Source organism: Halovenus halobia (assembly GCF_051414135.1).
GTDB classification, from domain to species: Archaea; Halobacteriota; Halobacteria; order Halobacteriales; family Haloarculaceae; genus Halovenus; species Halovenus halobia.
In genome coordinates this window covers 182891-198308 of the sequence record NZ_JBLKOA010000006.1, presented here as the reverse complement: position 1 = coordinate 198308, position 15418 = coordinate 182891, and the positions used below count along the sequence as shown (strand labels likewise).

Genomic DNA, 15418 nt, shown 5'->3' with positions numbered 1-15418 from the left:
GAGGCGACTCACAGCCACTCCTGCCGGCGGAAGTGGCCGAGCATCACCACTGCGATGAGCGTCATGCCGAGCATGGCCGCCGGATAGCCGTAGGTCCAGGACAGTTCCGGCATGGCAAGGGCCGTCCCAGAGAAATTCATCCCGTAGATGCCGGCGACGAAGGTAAGCGGGATGAAGATTGTCGCAACGACAGTCAGGGTTTTCATCACGTCGTTGGTCGACTGGGAGACGGTGTTGATATAGATATCCCGCGAGCCACCTGTGAGGTCACGGTAGGTTTCGATCAGGTCGACAACCTGCACGAGGTGGTCGTAGACATCTCGAAAGTACTTCTCGTTGCTGTCGTCGACCTGCGGAATGTCGCCACGAGAGAGCGAGGAGATGGCCTCCCGCGCCGGCCACGCAACCTTTCGGAAGGCAAGCAGGTCTCGGCGGATGTTGTTCAGGTCTTCGATCATCCGCGGGTCCGGTTCAGAGAGGATGCGCTCCTCGGCGAGTTCGATATCGTCTTCGATTTCATCGAGAATATCGAAATACTCGTCGACGATAGCGTCCATGATCCGGTAGGCCAGAAAGTCCGCGCCGCGGGCGGCGACCCGGTCGCTGTGGCGGGTCCAGGCCGGACCGGTCGGTTCCACGTTTTCGAGGTCACCCGTCGAGAGCGTGACGAGCCAGTCGTCCCCGATGAAAAAACCGACCGAGGTGGTCCGGACTTCCTTGTGGAAGGCGACGGCTTCGCGCTGGCTCAGCCGCGTCGTCTTCATCAACACGAACGTGTGTGTTTCGTACTCCTCGGTTTTCGGGCGATTCTGCTCGTCCAGTACGTCCTCGATAGCGAGTTGGTGAATGTCGAACTCCGACTGTATGGTGGCGATGTTCGTCTCGTCGGCGTTTTCAACGTGGATCCACGTCTCCCCTGGCGCGGCAATCGCCGTCGCGATATCGTCGTACTGTTCGACGGTCTCGGGTGTGTAGACCATCACGTCGAGGCTCATAGTTCAGCCTCCGTGGCCGGCGTCGTGAACGCCAGCGTGATGCCGACCATCGTCAGCGTCAACGAGAACGCACGGCCGGGATAGGCCGCGTAGACACCGACGAAATAGCCGAGGATTCCGGCCGCTGTCAGGCCGATTCCAAGGACTCTCCTGTAGTGCATACCCGCAGTATACACCGGGTGGGTCAAAAGTTGTCACCACGAAGCGATGAGTTGAGACGAGTGCTCGAAGACCGACCACGCGCGGGATGTGAACCACGGTCGGAGCGAAGCTCCTCGTGTACACTCGTCGCAGAACCAAGCCGGTGAAGGGATTGTGAACTACGCCCACTTCGGTCGCTTCGCTCCCTCGTGCTCTCGTTCAAATCCCTCCGGATGGCTCTCACGCCTCGCAAGCGCTCGGCGAGAAGAGCCGGTGAAGGGATTTGAACCCTTGGCCTATTCCTTACGAAGGAATCGCTCTGCCAGTCTGAGCTACACCGGCGCGCACACTCATGTAGTATCGATACGACCAATAAGCGTTGCGAATCCGCCCGCCGAAAGCCGACTGCTCACCGCCGAGCGAGGCGCACATCCAGCACGACGTTGTACTCGTGCGGCGCGTACGACCGCACCGTGTGGCGGTTCTCGACGGTCACCTCGTACTCCGGCGTTGCCGCTTCGCGGATGGCCCGTTCCCCCGGCCCGAACAGGTCGTCCTCGTGCTGGATATCGTAGTAGTGAATTACGCATTCCTCGCCAGCGAGCGCAACGGCAGTGTCGACGAACTCGTTGGCAGAGTGAGGCAAGTTCATCACCAGCCGGTCTGCCCAGCCAGCGTACTTGTCGGTCGTGTCTCGCACGTCGCCGTGAATTCCAGTCACGCGGTCAGCGACACTGTTGCGCCCAGCGTTCGCCCGGAGATACTCGATGGCTGTCTCGTTGATATCGACGCCGACAGCATGTTCGCCGCGCTTGGCCATCGGAATCGTGAACGGACCAACGCCGGCGAACATGTCGAAGACCTGCTCGCCCGCGGCAACCTGTTCGGTGACGCGATGGCGTTCGGTCGCCAGTCTGGGCGAGAAGTAGACAGCAGCCAGGTCGAGTGCGAATTCACAGCCGTACTCGCGGTGGAGCGCTTCGGTCTCGTCGCCGACGAGCACCTCCCAGTCCCGAACGCGTTGCTCGCCACGAATCTTCGAGGCACGGTTGAGCACCGTCTTCGTCGGGATGTCAGAGTCGACCAGCGCGTCGGCGAGTGCCCGCGCTCGCTCGGGGGCATCCTCGTCGATGATGATAACCTCGCCGAGACGTTCGTACGAAGCCGAAAAGTCGATCAGATCGTCGGGTGTGGTCTGTGTCTCTCGGCGTGGGGCGTCATGTTCCACGACGGTGTATTCCTCGGGGACCGCGTCCGGGTCTCGAACCGGAATGTACAGCGAGCCGTCTTCGTGGACGATTTCGTACCCCTGCGCAACGAGGTCAGCCTCGGCGAGGCGCTGTCTGGTCGCCTCGCCATCCTCGCGGGACACCCGGACACAGGGCACAGTCATACACGACAGTCGCAGGCGACCCGCGGTAAGTCTGCCGTTTCAGTGCGTGAGCACGAGCAGTTGGTCGTCGGTGCGAGCGAGACAGAAGGGGGTGTCGGGGTTGCCGAAACTGTGTGTCCGGTCCTCGCTTATCAGGAGTCGCTCGAAGGGCTTGCCACAGGCCGGACAGCCAAAGCCGTCGCGGTTTGCCAACTGCATCGTCTCGCGGTCTTCGCGGATGAGTTTGAGTCCGTGACGATACTCGTGGACATCGAATCCACCGGAGATGTCCAGTTGGTCCATACCCCGCATTCACACTGGGACTCGAAAAATCTTCATCCCAGGGCCGCGAAGACGGCCGAGTCGAAAGGTTGAGAAGCGTCACCGGACTTAATCAGAGTATGGAACTTCGGGTTATCGACAAAGAGGAGACGGAACTCGCCCTCGAGATCGCCGGCGAGGACCACACGTTCATGAACGTCCTGAAGGGTGCACTGCTAGAGACAGAGGGAGTTACGGCGGCAACCTACGACGTGAACCCAGAACAGTCCGGTGGTCAGACTGAGCCAGTGCTGACCATCAAAACTGAGGCTGACGTGGACGCACTTGACGCCCTCGAAGACGGCGCCGACCGAGTTATCGGCAAGTCCGAAGGGCTACGCGACGCCTACGAGGCGGCAGCCTAAGCGAGCGTATTTTCAGGACGCACAGAGGAAAACCTGCAAGTAGAGTCGTCCCTCGGCAGCGTGGATATCGACACCAATCACATCGACGGCTGAGTCTGTGACGAGCGGGTCAGTTAGCAGCCCGTCGGTGACGAATTTGTCTGCCAGGGTACTCGCGTCGTCGCCGGGCGCGACAGGAGCAGACGACTGAATTCCCCACGCGCGCTGGCAGCTACCGCTCAGCAACTCGTTGACCCGTTGTTCGTTGACGCCGCCGCCATCGGCGAGTTCAGCCTTGACGCGTTGCTGATTCGAAAAGGTTGCAATCTCGTCGACCCGGTTTGGTCTGGAGAGTGCCTCAACATTCTCGCTCTCACGCTGTTCGTTGAGTCGGTCGACAAACTCACTCTCGGCATCCGCCAGCGCGATACCGGATTCTGTCTCGTCTTCGCTTCCCGGAACATTCTGGACATCGGGGACGCCGTTGCTGATGAAGGGCACGTCGATGACGCCGACAAAGCCGAGAATTGCCACGGCTGCAATCAACAACACCGCACCGAGGGCGAGGACGTACTGCGGTGTTACGAGGTCCAGATAGCTCGGAATCGCCGTTTCAGATTCGCTGATCCGCTTTTCCGTCTCTTCGAGGTCGGCGTTGCCACAGTTGTTGCAGGTTGCGGTGTGTCTGGCATGTTCGCGGCCGCACTGGCTACAGGTCCAGACGGTAGTTGTCTCCCGAATCGTCCCACGTTGTGCGCCGCCCTCACCTGGTCGTTGGGTGAGTTCCTCGTCGCTAATCGTCTTCTCCTGTCGCTCCAGCGTGGCGTTGTTACAGCGACTGCACGGCGGGGAGTGTTTCGTGTGCTCGCGACCACACTCGGTACAGACCCAGACAGTCGTCGACCCGGCCTCGCCGCTGGCACCCTGGCGGACCACTGCACGCTCGAATTTGCCGTGCCCGCAGTTGTCACAGGGCGGGTCGTCTGCTTCGTGGGGTTTCCCACACCACTCACACCGCCATTCCATTACGCGTAGGTTTGCCCTCGCAACGAAAAAGCTACTGTTGTCGTCGTCACTCAGTCGTACAGTTTCTCGACGCGGTCATCGAAGCGCTGCTGGAGTGTGCGCGTGACTGGGCCAACCTCGTAGGCACGCCCATCGACGCTGGTGACCGGGCGAATCTCCCACGTCGAGTTCGTCACGAACACCTCGTCGGCGTCGACCAGTCGGTCAGGCTCGTAGACGCCAGTCACCGTCTCGATGCCCGCAGCGTCGGCGAGTTCGAGCACAACGTTTCGGGTAATCCCGGGCAGCAGTGGCAACGAGTCTGCTGGCGTGTGTACTGTTCCGTCGTCGACAAAGAAGAGATTGCTCGACGCACCCTCGGTGAGCGCGCCGTCGACTGAGCGAACAATTGCCTCGTCAGCCTCGCTGCCCCGGAGTTCGAGGCGAGCGAGAATGCTGTCGAGGTAGTTGTGTGTCTTCGCGTCTGCCGGGAGCACACTGTCGGGCGTCTGGCGACTGTCGACCGTCGCAAGTGCTGCAGGGCCAGACCAGACCCGCTCGCCGTCGGTCCCGCCACGCGGCAGTTCGGAGATGTAGACGACGATAGTCGGGTCAACGTCCGGGTCGGGCGAGAGTTTGCCGGGCTGGACACCCCGGGTAATCGAGAGTTTCGTGTATGCCTCGGTCAGGTCGTTGGCCGCCAGTGTTTCCTGAATGCGCGCGTGGAGGTCAGCGGCCGGCGGAAGCGCATCAGCAAACCCGAGTTGCTCGCAACTCCGCTGGAGTCGGTCAGCGTGAGCACTCCACTCAAAGATGGTGCCGCCGTAGACGCGCATCGTCTCGAACGCTCCGTCGCCGTACATGAACCCGCGGTCACGAACGTTGACCGTCGCCTCGGAAGCCGGGACGAGTTCGCCGTCAACGTGATACTGCAGCTCTGTCATTGCGTCTCCTCCGCAAGCGCGAGGAAGTTCTCGACGAGAGCCATTCCCTCGCCAGTGAGGATGCTCTCGGGGTGGAACTGGACGCCGATATGTGGCCGCGTGTCGTGGCGAACAGCCATCACGACCGTCCGCTCGTCGTCCGTCCGGGCCGTCTCAGTCAGTGAGTCTGGCAGGTCCGCTCTCTCGACAGCAAGCGAGTGATACCGGCCTACCTCGAACTCCGGCGGCAACCCCTCGAACACACCGGTACCGTCGTGAGAAATAGCAGACGGTTTGCCGTGAACGACGTCCTCGGCGTGGCCAATCTGTGCGCCGTGGGCAGCACAGAGCGCCTGGTGACCGAGGCAGACACCGAGTGTGGGGTAGGACCGCTCGGCAAACAGTGGGACCGAAACGCCGGCGTCCTGTGGCGTGCCCGGGCCGGGCGAGACAACGATTGCGTTGGGGTCGAGTTCGTTGATACCTTCGAGGGAAACTTTGTCATTCCGGCGGACGACAACCTCGCCACCGCGGGCGTTGCCGACGCCATCGGTGACGGCTTCCCCAACGTACTGGACGAGGTTGTACGCAAACGAGTCGTAGTTGTCGACAACCAGCACAGTGAACTCACTCACGGTGAGTGCACCTCAAACTCTGCTCGCTCACCCAGCGCCGTGTCGACGGCGTTGATGAGTCCGCGAGCTTTGTCGAGTGTTTCGGCGTATTCTGCCTCGGGGTCGGAGTCGTGAACGATACCTGCCCCGACGCGGAGGTGATACTCCTCGTTGTAGCGGACCAGCGTTCTGATGATGATGTTCAGCGTCGCGCGGTCGTCGAAGCCGACGATTCCGATGCTGCCGGTGTAGGGACCGCGACGACTCCCCTCGAGTTCGTCGATAATCTCCATCGTCCGGGGTTTCGGCGCGCCGGTAATCGTCCCGCCGGGGAACATCGCAGCAATCGCGTCACCGAGGTCGTATTCGTCGCGAAGTTGCCCCTCGACCAGCGAGACAAGATGCATCACCTCGGAGTAGCGGTCGACACGGCGGTACTCCGACACGTCGACACTCCCGTACTCAGAGACCTTGCCGAGGTCGTTGCGTTCGAGGTCGACCAACATCGCATGTTCGGCCCGTTCTTTCTCGTCGGTCGTGAGTTCGGACTCCAGACGCTGGTCTTCGGCGTCAGTTTCGCCTCGTGGTCGTGTACCGGCAATCGGTTCGGTCCACAGTTGGTTCCCGTCGCGTTCGAGGAGGAGTTCGGGGCTCGCACTCACCAAGTCGACACCCGGAAACTCCAGGAGCGCAGAGTACGGAGCGGGATTGACCGACCGGAGTGCGTCGAAGGCGGCGACTGGGTGGACTGCCGCAGGTGCGCGAAGTCGGTGCGAGATGTTCGTCTGGAAGGTGTCGCCCTCGCGGATGTACTCCTTGACGCGGCGCACGCGCTCTCCAAACGCCGCGGGACCGCAGTCACTCTCGAAGCGTGCGTGGTCTGCGTCCGCCGGCGCGGGGCCGACCGCCGGGTCGCCATCCTGCAAGCGTGCTCCGAAGGTTCGGACCGTCTCGCGGGCCTGCTCGTACGTACGCTCGATGTCGGCGTTATCGTCAGGGTTGGTGATTTCTGGGCAACTCGTTATGCGGAGTGTGACGGCCTCGCCGCGGGGTTCCTCCCACGCGACAAGTGTCTCGTAGAGGGCGACCTGCAGTCGCGGGAGTGTGCAGTCTCGCTCGGCGTCGCCGGGTAGCGCTTCGAGTTCGCGAGCAACGTCGTAGGAGAGCCAGCCAATCACGCCACAGGGGTAGGGCACTGAGCAGTCGCCGCGGTGGAGGTCAGTGTCCTCGACCAGTTCGGTCAGACGCTCGAGCGCCGGGCCATCGTCGGGGCCGACGCTGTGGGTTTCGACTGGTTCGACGCCGAAATACCCCCAGCCGGATTGGCCGCCGGAGGTTTCGAGATAGGCGCCGCCGGTCTCGCGGCGTGCTCGGCGGTAGGCGAGAAACGGGTCAGAGACGGTAAGCCGTGCCTCGACTGGCACGCGGTCGCCCGGCGCAGCGTCGGCGGCAAGCGCCGCGAACTCGCCGGGAGTCGTCACCACCTCTAGAGTCATACGGTAGTATAGCAGCGGAGCTACTAACGACTTTGCGGTTCGAGAAAACGGCGTCCGTCGTGGTGGCAGTAATTAGAGGCGGTCGTTTGCCTTGTCAATCCAGTCCTGGGCGCGCGAGTCGGAGGTCTGTGCGGCGTCAGCGACTGTTTCGGCGTCACTGTCTGCCAGTTCCGCGATTGTGCCGATACCGGCGTCAGCGAGGCGTTCGCTGTACGTCGGGCCGATACCGTTGATATCGTCGACCGCAGCCCAGCCGGCTTCCTCGCTGTCTGTGTCGTCGGCCTCGGCCGCTTCCTCAGTCGCGGTCTCTGCTTCAGACTCCTCTTCTGGCGCTTCCTCGGCAGTCTCAGTGTCAGCAAGGTTTGCGGCCGTCTCGGCGTCGGCTGGGTCTTCGGTGTCAGCTGTCTCGGATTCGACTTCGTCGGCGTCAGCCGTCTCGGCACCCATCTCTTCAGCGTCCTCGTCTTCGTCTACTGTCTCGGTTGCGGTGTCGGTACCCTTGACCGCATCCTCTGATTCCGTGTCAGGTTCACGCTCGACGGTAATGTCACTCTCGTTGTCAGTGTCACTCTCCGCGGAACTCGACCCGGAGAGACCGAACAGGCTCCGAATCATCTGCGTCAATACCTTCATACTCGCCTGTTATGTAGCAGACTACTTAACTATTTCAAAATGTCAGACTAGTTTCTTTGGTGATGTTTCCGAGTGAGCAACAGAACGGTGCCACGATGGGCCAGTCTCCGTCGTCAGACTAGTCCAGTCCTGCGCGGAGCGCCTCATTCATCGCCTCGACTGGAGCAGATTCGCCCGTCCACCGCTCGAAGGCCTCGACTCCCTGATACAGGAGCATCCACGCGCCGTCGACTGTCGTTGCACCCGCGGCCGCCGCGTCTCGGAGCAGTGTTGTCTCCAGCGGAGAGTACACCGCGTCCAGCACTGCAAGGTCACCGTGCAGTGCCTCGGCGGGGACAGGCGACTCGTCGGATTCCATCCCGACGCTGGTCGCATTCACGAGAATATCGGCGTCAACGAGCAACTCCTCGACGTTGTCGAGTCCCTGCCCGGTCGCTGTTCCCGACACTGACGAGTCCGTGACCGATTCAGCAAGTTCAACGGCTTTCTCCGTCGTCCGATTGGCGATGTCGACGGTCAGGCCGTGGTCAGCGAGACCGAACACAGTAGCGCGACCCGCGCCGCCAGCACCGACGACAACTGCCCGCCCCGCGAGGTCGACATCGTGGTGTTCGAGCGCGCGGACGACCCCGATTGCGTCGGTGTTGTATCCCCTCGGCGGGTCAGTCTGGAAGTCGATGGTGTTGACCGCGCCGAGGCGCTCGGCCAGCGGGTCAGGGTCGACCACGTCGAGCACGTCCTGCTTGAACGGGATAGTGACGTTCAGCCCGGAAACGCCGAGTTGTGCGGCGCTTTCGACCGCGGCGGCGCCGCCGTCGGCTGGCGGCTCGAAGGTGACGTAGCGGGCGTCGATGTCACAGTGTTCGTAGCCAGCCTCGTGCATCGGCGGCGACAGCGAGTGGCCGACTGGGTTGCCAATCAGTCCGTAGACGTCCATGCCCGACCGAACGGCAGCGGCGCACAAACATCGACCGGTTTTCGTCCCGGGAGATTCAAGCGACCCTCGCCCCTACGAGGGATATGGGAAATGCCGACCTGCGCGACCTCGCCGCTATCGAGGAGATTAGCTTCGAGGAGGTGGCTGGTTCGACGGTCGCCGTCGACGCACACAACTGGCTGTACCGATATCTGACGACGACCGTCAAGTGGACCAGCGAGTCGGCGTACACAACCGCTGACGGGACCGAGGTGGCGAATCTCATCGGCGTCGTACAGGGCCTGCCGAAGTTTTTCGAACACGACCTCACCCCGATATTCGTCTTCGACGGCGCCGTCACAGAACTCAAAGACGACGAAGTCGAGCAGCGTCGCCAGCAGCGCGAACAGTACGAGGACGACCTCGAGGCCGCCCGCGAGCGCGGTGATTCCGTCGCCGTGGCTCGCCTCGAATCACGCACCCAGCGCCTCACCGACACCATCGTCGACACGACACGAGAACTGCTCGAACTGCTCGATGTGCCGGTCGTCGACGCGCCAGCAGAGGGGGAAGCCCAGTGTGCCCACATGGCCCGGAACGATACCGTCGATTACGCCGGGACGGAAGACTACGACGCCCTGCTCTTTGGCGCGCCGCTGACGCTGCGACAGTTGACCAGCAAGGGCAACCCCGAGCGGATGGACCTGCAGGCGACACTCGACCGACACGGACTGAGTTGGGAACAACTCGTCGACGTTGCGATTCTCTGTGGCACTGACTTCAACGAGGGCGTCTCGGGCATCGGGCCGAAAACGGCCGTCTCGCTGCTGAACGAGCACGGCGACCTGTTTGCGGTGCTGGACGCTCGTGACGAGGAGATCGACCACGCCGACCGGATTCGCCAGCTGTTTCTCGACCCTGCCGTTGTCGATGTCGACCCCGAGACGTCGGTCGACCCAGACGTAGACGCCGCTCGCGAGTTCGTCGTCGAGCAGTGGGGCGTCGACCCCGGTGAAGTCGAGCGTGGCTTCGAGCGCATCGAAGACGCGATTGTGCAGACAGGGCTGGACAACTGGACCTGACCGGGCAGTCTCAGGGGTATTATATACGCCCGGACACAACCGGAAGATAGAGCATATCCGTGCCCAATCAGCCACCCGACCACGAGACACGCGACGGCGAGCAGATTCGGGTCCTGATTGTCGAAGACGAAGATAGCCTCGCGGAGATGTACGCCCAGTATATCCCCGAGTACGACACTGAAATCGCCTACGGCGGCGAACAGGCACTGGAGGTACTCTCGCCGGAGTACGACGTCATCCTGCTGGACCGGCGGATGCCGGTTGTCTCGGGCAACGAAGTGCTGGCAGCTATCGAAAAACAAAAACTTCCTGCGAGAGTGGCGATGGTCACGGCTGTCAACCCCGATTTCGACATCATCGACCTCCGAATCGACGATTATGTCGTCAAACCAGTGACTCGGGCAGAGCTGCGCGAGACTGTCGACCGACTGCTGACACTCGACGAGTACAACGAGCGGATGCAACAACTTACATCGAAGAAACTCAAGCGCAATATTCTGCAGGTCGAAAAGAGCCGTGCAGAGCTCTCTGAGAGCGCAGATTTCGAGGCGCTCGAAGCCGAAATCGAAGCGCTCGAGTCTGAGGTAGATTTACTGGCCGACGACCTCGATGTTGAAAGAGGGGCCTAGGAGTCTTTTCGTTCGACAACATCGCCCAGCGTGTACTCTCCGGTCGAGGAGTCACTCTCCCAGTCGGACTCGTCAGTGCCGCCGCCGGCAGAGAGGTCGATTTCGAGTGCGGCTTCGAGTTTCTCCTGGGTCTCGTCAGTCGGGAGCATCTCGCCCTGTTCGAGTTTTCGGATGAGACTCGCTTTCTCGTTCAGATCCTTGGCGAGGTCTTCCTGACTCAGGCCGGCCCGTTCGCGGCCCTGTCTGATCTGGTCGTCGTAATCCTGAGCGAGTTCCTCAATGTCGTCGAACATATCGGGCTTTCGGCCGCCGCCACCGCCGGAACTGGTCGTCGAGGCGCCGGTATTGGTCGCGCCAGCACCGGTCGAGCTGTTGTCGTCCGAGGAACTCGTCGAGTACTTCGTCGAGGAACTGGACGACGAGCCAGTCTCGATTTCAGTCCCGAAGTCGGTGCATTCATCGCAAACATTCAACTTTGCACCTTCAATCTTGACGCGGTTCGGAGACGACGTTTCCGTCCCGCACATCTCACACTGGACCATATCCGTCCTTTGGCCACCCCCGCGCATAAAACGCACGCCGTGTGAGCCGAGTGTTTTTGTCGACGCAGCCCGGTGAGACGCATATGGCTTCAGATGGCACGTACGAAGGGTATGGTGGACGACACGTTCCGGAACCACTCGAAGAACCCCTCGCCCAGCTCGCGGCGGGGTTCGAGGAAGCAATCGAATCAGAGGAATTCTGGGAGCGACTCGACTACCTGCTCGAACACTACGCAGGGCGACCGACACCAGTCTTTCACGCCGAAACACTCTCTGAGCGATACGACACAGAGATTTACTTCAAACACGAGGACCTGCTCCACGGCGGCGCGCACAAACTCAACAACACGCTGGGACAGGGCTTGCTCGCCAAACAGGCCGGCAAAGAGCGACTCATTGCCGAGACGGGTGCGGGACAGCACGGCACCGCGACGGCGATGGTCGGCGCGTTGCTCGACCTCGATACGACCGTCTATATGGGTCGCAACGACATCCAGCGCCAAGAGATGAACGTCTTCCGGATGCGGCTGATGGGCGCAGAGGTGAAGGCAGTCGACCGCGGCAACGAGGGCCTCGCCGAGGCTGTCGACGCCGCGCTGGAGGACCTCGTCGAGAACGTCGATAACACACACTATCTGGTCGGGAGCGCAGTGGGGCCGGACCCCTTCCCGCGGATGGTCCGAGAGTTCCAGTCGGTCATCGGCAAGGAGGCCCGCGAACAGGTACAGGAACTGCACGGTGACCTGCCGGACGCCTGCGTGGCCTGTGTCGGCGGCGGGTCGAACTCGATTGGACTGTTCAGCGCGTTCAAAGACGACGAAGACGTTGCGCTGTACGGCGCTGAACCGGGCGGGAAAGGACTCCACTCCGGACAGCACTCCGCACCGCTGTCGGAAAATCCCGACAGTGAGGGTGAGGTGTTCCAGGGTGCGAAAACGAAAGTCATCGGCGAAAATACGGAAAATCACTCGGTCAGTGCTGGGCTCGATTATCCCGGCGTCGGACCGGAACACGCCGCCCTACAGGAAACTGGTCGGGCAGAATACCGGGCGATTACCGACGACGAGGCGCTGGCGGCCTTCCGTGAACTCTCCGAAAGCGAGGGAATCATTCCGGCGTTCGAGCCGAGCCACGCCATCGCGCTGGCGTTCAAGCTTGCTGAAGAGGGCGAGCACGACAGTCTCCTCATCAACCTCTGCGGTCGCGGAGACAAAGATATGCAGTCGGCGGCCGAAAGGTTCGACTTGACCCCGTCCTAGGCGCTCTGGATGTGGCCTTCGTCGCGGAGCTGGTCGGCTTCCTGTTTCTCGTAGCGCCAGGTGATATCGGCTTTTTCGTCCTGCCAGTCCCACGGTTCAACGAGGACAACGTCATCCTCACGGATCCAGATGCGTTTTTGCATCTTGCCCGGGATGCGAGCGGTTCGTTCGACACCGTCCATGCACCTGACGCGGACGCGGTTGGCTCCGAGCATGTCGACGACGACTGCAAACACCTCCTCGTCGTCGGGCATACGGAGGTCGTTGCGCCCCTCGTTGTCACTCATACCTCAAAATTAACAGCGACACGTAAAACTTCTGCGAGAAATTATCGAATTCGAGCCGAAGTCACGGATTTTATACGCTGGTACATCGCAGAAGTAGCCATGGTATCAGCGCAGCTACGGGAAGCAAGCGAGCAACTCGAAGCGACGGTGGGGGCCGAAGGGAAGTACGGTGTGGGGGTTGTTGCGGCGGGATTGGCGGTTATCGGACGGGACCGCCCGAAAGTCGCGGGCGGCCTCGCGCTGGTGCTTGCCGGTATCGGCCTGATTGCCTACGGTGGGCTCTCTCGGTTCATGGAGTCGATGGGGCTAGCATAGGACGCGACTGCGGATATCCAGCACTCCCGGTCGGCACTAGTTCTCTGACAATTTCGGTGTCGCATACGGGCGTAATCGGTCACAGTTGGCCAGTACGAGCCTCACTGTACCCGGACCACTAGCCCTCTGGTCGGTCAGCGCGGTGTTCGCTGATGAGGCGGTCGACCATCTCTGCGCTCTGTTCGCGCTTGCGGTCCTCGGCGCGCTGGTGCCAGTCCTCCATAGCTTCTTCTACTTCAGATTCGCGAGCGACCGCAAGTTCGTCGACTTCCTGAATCGTCACCATCTCTGCGGGAGCGACAGGAATCTCTTCGTCGAAAAGAATCGCGTCGGCCATATCCGAGAGCTGGCCGTTCCGGAGGACAACTTTCGGGTTGATATCTGCCAGTCGCTGTGCGGTTGAGCGCCCCGCCCCGCTTGCGTCACGGAGGAAGATCACGTCGTCCTCGGCGAGGCCAAATTTCTCGTCGGCAGTCTCGATATCGTCGCGGGTGAACTGCTCGATTACCTTCACCGGGACGAGGCCTGCCTTCTTTTCCGCAACGTCGGCAAAGTTCGAGTGGTCGAGTTTCCACAGCGCTTTCAGCCGTTCGAGTTTGCCTTCGAGTTCTTCGATCCGCTCACGTTCGGTTTCGAGTTCGCGTTCGAGTTGGTCGTTCCGGCGTTCCAGTCGCGTGACTTCACGGCTCTTGCGGGTCTCACGCCGCTGTTCGCTACGGGCGTCAGAGAGTTTCTGTTCGTACTCGTCGATGCGGTCGTCTTTCTGCTCGATGGTCTCTTCGAGAGTGTCGACGTGGTCCTGGAGGCGCTCGACCTGCGTTTCGAGGCGGTTGATCCGGCGTTCCTCGGCGGTCAACTCCCGAGGGACGTGGTCGGTCTGCTCCTCCTCGTCTTCGTCGTCCTCGCGCAGGTCAGAAAGTACCTCGGCCAGTGGCTGGCCGTCAGCAACGACGCGTTCGAGCACCGCGCCCTGGTCCTGTCGCGGCGGCGTCTCGCGGGCGATACGCTCGAATTTGTCTTTGTTGGCGTCGTAGGCACCGAAGGCGGCCGCGATGGCGTCGCGTTCGTGGTCGTTATCGTAGCCTTCCTCGCGCGTGCGGTGCTGTTTCACGTCGACCGGCAGGTCCCGGTCGGGCACCCAGCCGGCGGCGTCGAAACTCCGGCGAATCTTCTCGACAGTCTCGGGCATCGGCGTCACGTCGGCGGCGATGATGACCGGCCGACCCCGCTCGATAATCCACTCGATAACAGCGGCGGTGTCGGCCGTTCGCGTGCTGAGCACGTCGAGTACCGCGCCGTCCGTGCTAACAATCGCAACGGCGGTTGTGGTCCCGGGGTCAATCCCCACAATGACTCGGTCGCGGCGTTTCACCAGTGGCTCGAACTCCACGCCGTCGCGCCGTTGGCGTTCGATTTCGATTCGCACGTCGCCGGACCGCTCCGTCGAAACCGGCAGGTCGCTGGGCGGGGCTTCCACGGTAAAGATAGCGTTGGAGAAGCCGCCGTATTTCTCGGTGGCGTCGCGTTCGTAGTCGAGGCCAGCGTCGTCGAGTTCGGATTCGACCTCGCGGGTGCGCCGTTTGACCGAGCCGTGGATTCGGCGAGTGTATCGGTCCTCACTCCACCCGCCGCTTCCGGTGGAGCGTCCGCGGGCAACTTTGATTTCGGTGGTGTTAGTGAAGGCCGTGACTGCCTGACCGACGTTCGCTGCGGCGAGGCGGGCGGCAGCCTCGGCCTCTTTCATCGGCTTCTTTGCGTAGGGAACGCCGTGGCGGGAGGCCACCCGCGAGAGCGGTTCGGGGTCAGTTCCGCCGGTCACCTGAACGAGAGTTGTCTCGGGCGGAAGCGAGCCAAGGAAGTGAATCAGGGCGTCTTTGTCCTCGGCCAGTTCGTACATGTTGTCCGTCGCGACCATCGTGGGCCGCTCGTCGTTGATACGACGGCGGAGCTTTCGGTAGCTGACAACGTCGCGCTCGATACCCTCGCCGTCGAAGACGACAAGCGCGTAGGAGGGGGCGTCGCCGCGGACGTCGCCGCTCTGAATATCGACGCCGAAGACGACTGCGTCCAGCGCGCCCGTGCGGTCACTCACAGCAGTCGGTAGGGCTGGGATTCGTATAAATCCTCAGCTCGTGGACAATGAGTGGTTGGGTACGCACGAATGGTCTCGGAGAACCAGAAAGCCCCCGCCTGTTCAAGTTGGGGGACTCGTTGTCTCAGAAAATCGGAGATTTTCAGGATGACGAGAGAGCTTTGCTCTCTCGAACCACGCGCGCTCCTTCCAGTCGCGTGCTTACGTCACCGGGAGACTCCGTCTCCCGAGCCCGCGGCGAAGCCGCGGACGCCCGCCTTCCTCGAACAGGCGGCCCCTTTCAGTCCCACCCGCGGTGGCCCGTGTCACAAGCCAGAGGGCGGGACTGAAAGGGGCGGCTGTCTGAACGACGGCGGCTGACGCAAGGACCGCAACGCAGTGAGGACCGCAGCGAAGCCCCCGAGTTCAGACAGTCGGGGCTTTCTGGTTGTTACACACCAAGACACCATCCG

18 protein-coding genes, 1 tRNA gene and 1 pseudogene are annotated in these 15418 nt (G+C 61.9%); 6 read left to right on the top strand and 14 right to left on the bottom strand.

Annotated elements, in window-relative coordinates; translation table 11 throughout:
• Window positions 1-8: 8 nt before the first annotated feature.
• The 5 genes from corA to ACMGFM_RS13940 all read right to left on the bottom strand — a co-directional run bounded on the left by corA (window position 9) and on the right by ACMGFM_RS13940 (window position 2811).
• Window positions 9-995, bottom strand: coding sequence for a magnesium/cobalt transporter CorA (gene corA / locus ACMGFM_RS13960; protein ID WP_436903269.1), 987 nt, complete (start codon window positions 993-995; stop codon window positions 9-11).
• On the bottom strand, window positions 992-1156 hold the full coding sequence (locus tag ACMGFM_RS13955; protein WP_436903268.1) for a hypothetical protein: 165 nt from the start codon (window positions 1154-1156) through the stop codon (window positions 992-994). Before ACMGFM_RS13955 ends, corA begins: the two co-directional genes overlap by 4 nt.
• A 248-nt stretch (window positions 1157-1404) precedes the next feature.
• A tRNA-Thr gene (locus ACMGFM_RS13950) sits at window positions 1405-1478 on the bottom strand.
• Window positions 1479-1545: 67 nt separating this feature from the next.
• Window positions 1546-2529, bottom strand: coding sequence for a class I SAM-dependent methyltransferase (locus ACMGFM_RS13945; protein WP_436903267.1), 984 nt, complete (start codon window positions 2527-2529; stop codon window positions 1546-1548).
• A 39-nt stretch (window positions 2530-2568) separates the two neighbouring features.
• A complete protein-coding gene (locus ACMGFM_RS13940; RefSeq protein WP_436903266.1) occupies window positions 2569-2811 on the bottom strand; it encodes a DUF7385 family protein in 243 nt (80 codons plus the stop codon).
• A 98-nt stretch (window positions 2812-2909) separates the two neighbouring features.
• On the opposite strand from ACMGFM_RS13940, the gene ACMGFM_RS13935 reads away from it, so the two are divergent.
• Window positions 2910-3194: a DNA-directed RNA polymerase subunit L gene (locus ACMGFM_RS13935; RefSeq protein ID WP_436903265.1), complete on the top strand. Its 285-nt coding sequence runs from the start codon at window positions 2910-2912 to the stop codon at window positions 3192-3194.
• 12 nt (window positions 3195-3206) lie between these two features.
• Here the strand turns inward: ACMGFM_RS13935 and ACMGFM_RS13930 are convergent, their stop codons facing one another.
• The 6 genes from ACMGFM_RS13930 to ACMGFM_RS13905 all read right to left on the bottom strand — a co-directional run bounded on the left by ACMGFM_RS13930 (window position 3207) and on the right by ACMGFM_RS13905 (window position 8781).
• Entirely contained in the window at window positions 3207-4199 is a 993-nt protein-coding gene (locus ACMGFM_RS13930) for a hypothetical protein (protein ID WP_436903264.1), read from the bottom strand.
• 50 nt (window positions 4200-4249) lie between these two features.
• Window positions 4250-5113: an aminotransferase class IV gene (locus ACMGFM_RS13925; protein ID WP_436903337.1), complete on the bottom strand. Its 864-nt coding sequence runs from the start codon at window positions 5111-5113 to the stop codon at window positions 4250-4252.
• Window positions 5114-5118: 5 nt separating this feature from the next.
• On the bottom strand, window positions 5119-5736 hold the full coding sequence (locus ACMGFM_RS13920) for an anthranilate synthase component II (protein ID WP_436903263.1): 618 nt from the start codon (window positions 5734-5736) through the stop codon (window positions 5119-5121).
• Complete coding sequence (pabB, locus tag ACMGFM_RS13915; RefSeq protein WP_436903262.1) at window positions 5733-7211, bottom strand: aminodeoxychorismate synthase, component I; 1479 nt, start codon at window positions 7209-7211, stop codon at window positions 5733-5735. Before pabB ends, ACMGFM_RS13920 begins: the two co-directional genes overlap by 4 nt.
• Window positions 7212-7283: 72 nt before the next feature.
• Entirely contained in the window at window positions 7284-7844 is a 561-nt protein-coding gene (locus ACMGFM_RS13910; RefSeq protein ID WP_436903261.1) for a helix-hairpin-helix domain-containing protein, read from the bottom strand.
• Window positions 7845-7962: 118 nt separating this feature from the next.
• Window positions 7963-8781, bottom strand: a complete 819-nt coding sequence (locus ACMGFM_RS13905; RefSeq protein WP_436903260.1) for a shikimate dehydrogenase — start codon at window positions 8779-8781, stop codon at window positions 7963-7965.
• Between the two features lie 83 nt (window positions 8782-8864).
• On the opposite strand from ACMGFM_RS13905, the gene fen reads away from it, so the two are divergent.
• Complete coding sequence (gene fen / locus ACMGFM_RS13900; RefSeq protein ID WP_436903259.1) at window positions 8865-9842, top strand: flap endonuclease-1; 978 nt, start codon at window positions 8865-8867, stop codon at window positions 9840-9842.
• A gap of 53 nt (window positions 9843-9895) precedes the next feature.
• Window positions 9896-10471, top strand: coding sequence for a response regulator (locus ACMGFM_RS13895; RefSeq protein WP_436903336.1), 576 nt, complete (start codon window positions 9896-9898; stop codon window positions 10469-10471).
• Here ACMGFM_RS13895 and ACMGFM_RS13890 read toward each other — a convergent pair.
• A pseudogene (locus ACMGFM_RS13890) lies at window positions 10468-10962 on the bottom strand (multiprotein bridging factor aMBF1); the annotation flags it as partial. The gene ACMGFM_RS13895 and the pseudogene ACMGFM_RS13890 sit on opposite strands and share 4 nt — an antisense overlap.
• Here ACMGFM_RS13890 and ACMGFM_RS16665 point away from each other — a divergent pair.
• Window positions 10844-11089 (top strand): DUF8138 family protein, encoded by a 246-nt coding sequence (locus tag ACMGFM_RS16665; RefSeq protein WP_495849258.1) that lies wholly within the window; start codon window positions 10844-10846, stop codon window positions 11087-11089. The pseudogene ACMGFM_RS13890 and the gene ACMGFM_RS16665 overlap by 119 nt on opposite strands.
• A gap of 7 nt (window positions 11090-11096) precedes the next feature.
• Complete coding sequence (gene trpB / locus ACMGFM_RS13885; protein ID WP_436903257.1) at window positions 11097-12272, top strand: tryptophan synthase subunit beta; 1176 nt, start codon at window positions 11097-11099, stop codon at window positions 12270-12272.
• Here the strand turns inward: trpB and eif1A are convergent.
• Window positions 12269-12559: a translation initiation factor eIF-1A gene (gene eif1A, locus ACMGFM_RS13880; RefSeq protein ID WP_299276940.1), complete on the bottom strand. Its 291-nt coding sequence runs from the start codon at window positions 12557-12559 to the stop codon at window positions 12269-12271. The genes trpB and eif1A overlap by 4 nt on opposite strands.
• A gap of 99 nt (window positions 12560-12658) precedes the next feature.
• Here eif1A and ACMGFM_RS13875 point away from each other — a divergent pair, with 99 nt between their 5' ends.
• Complete coding sequence (locus ACMGFM_RS13875; RefSeq protein WP_436903256.1) at window positions 12659-12874, top strand: DUF7470 family protein; 216 nt, start codon at window positions 12659-12661, stop codon at window positions 12872-12874.
• Between the two features lie 118 nt (window positions 12875-12992).
• Here the strand turns inward: ACMGFM_RS13875 and ACMGFM_RS13870 are convergent, their stop codons facing one another.
• Complete coding sequence (locus tag ACMGFM_RS13870; RefSeq protein WP_436903255.1) at window positions 12993-14966, bottom strand: DUF460 domain-containing protein; 1974 nt, start codon at window positions 14964-14966, stop codon at window positions 12993-12995.
• Window positions 14967-15418 lie beyond the last annotated feature (452 nt).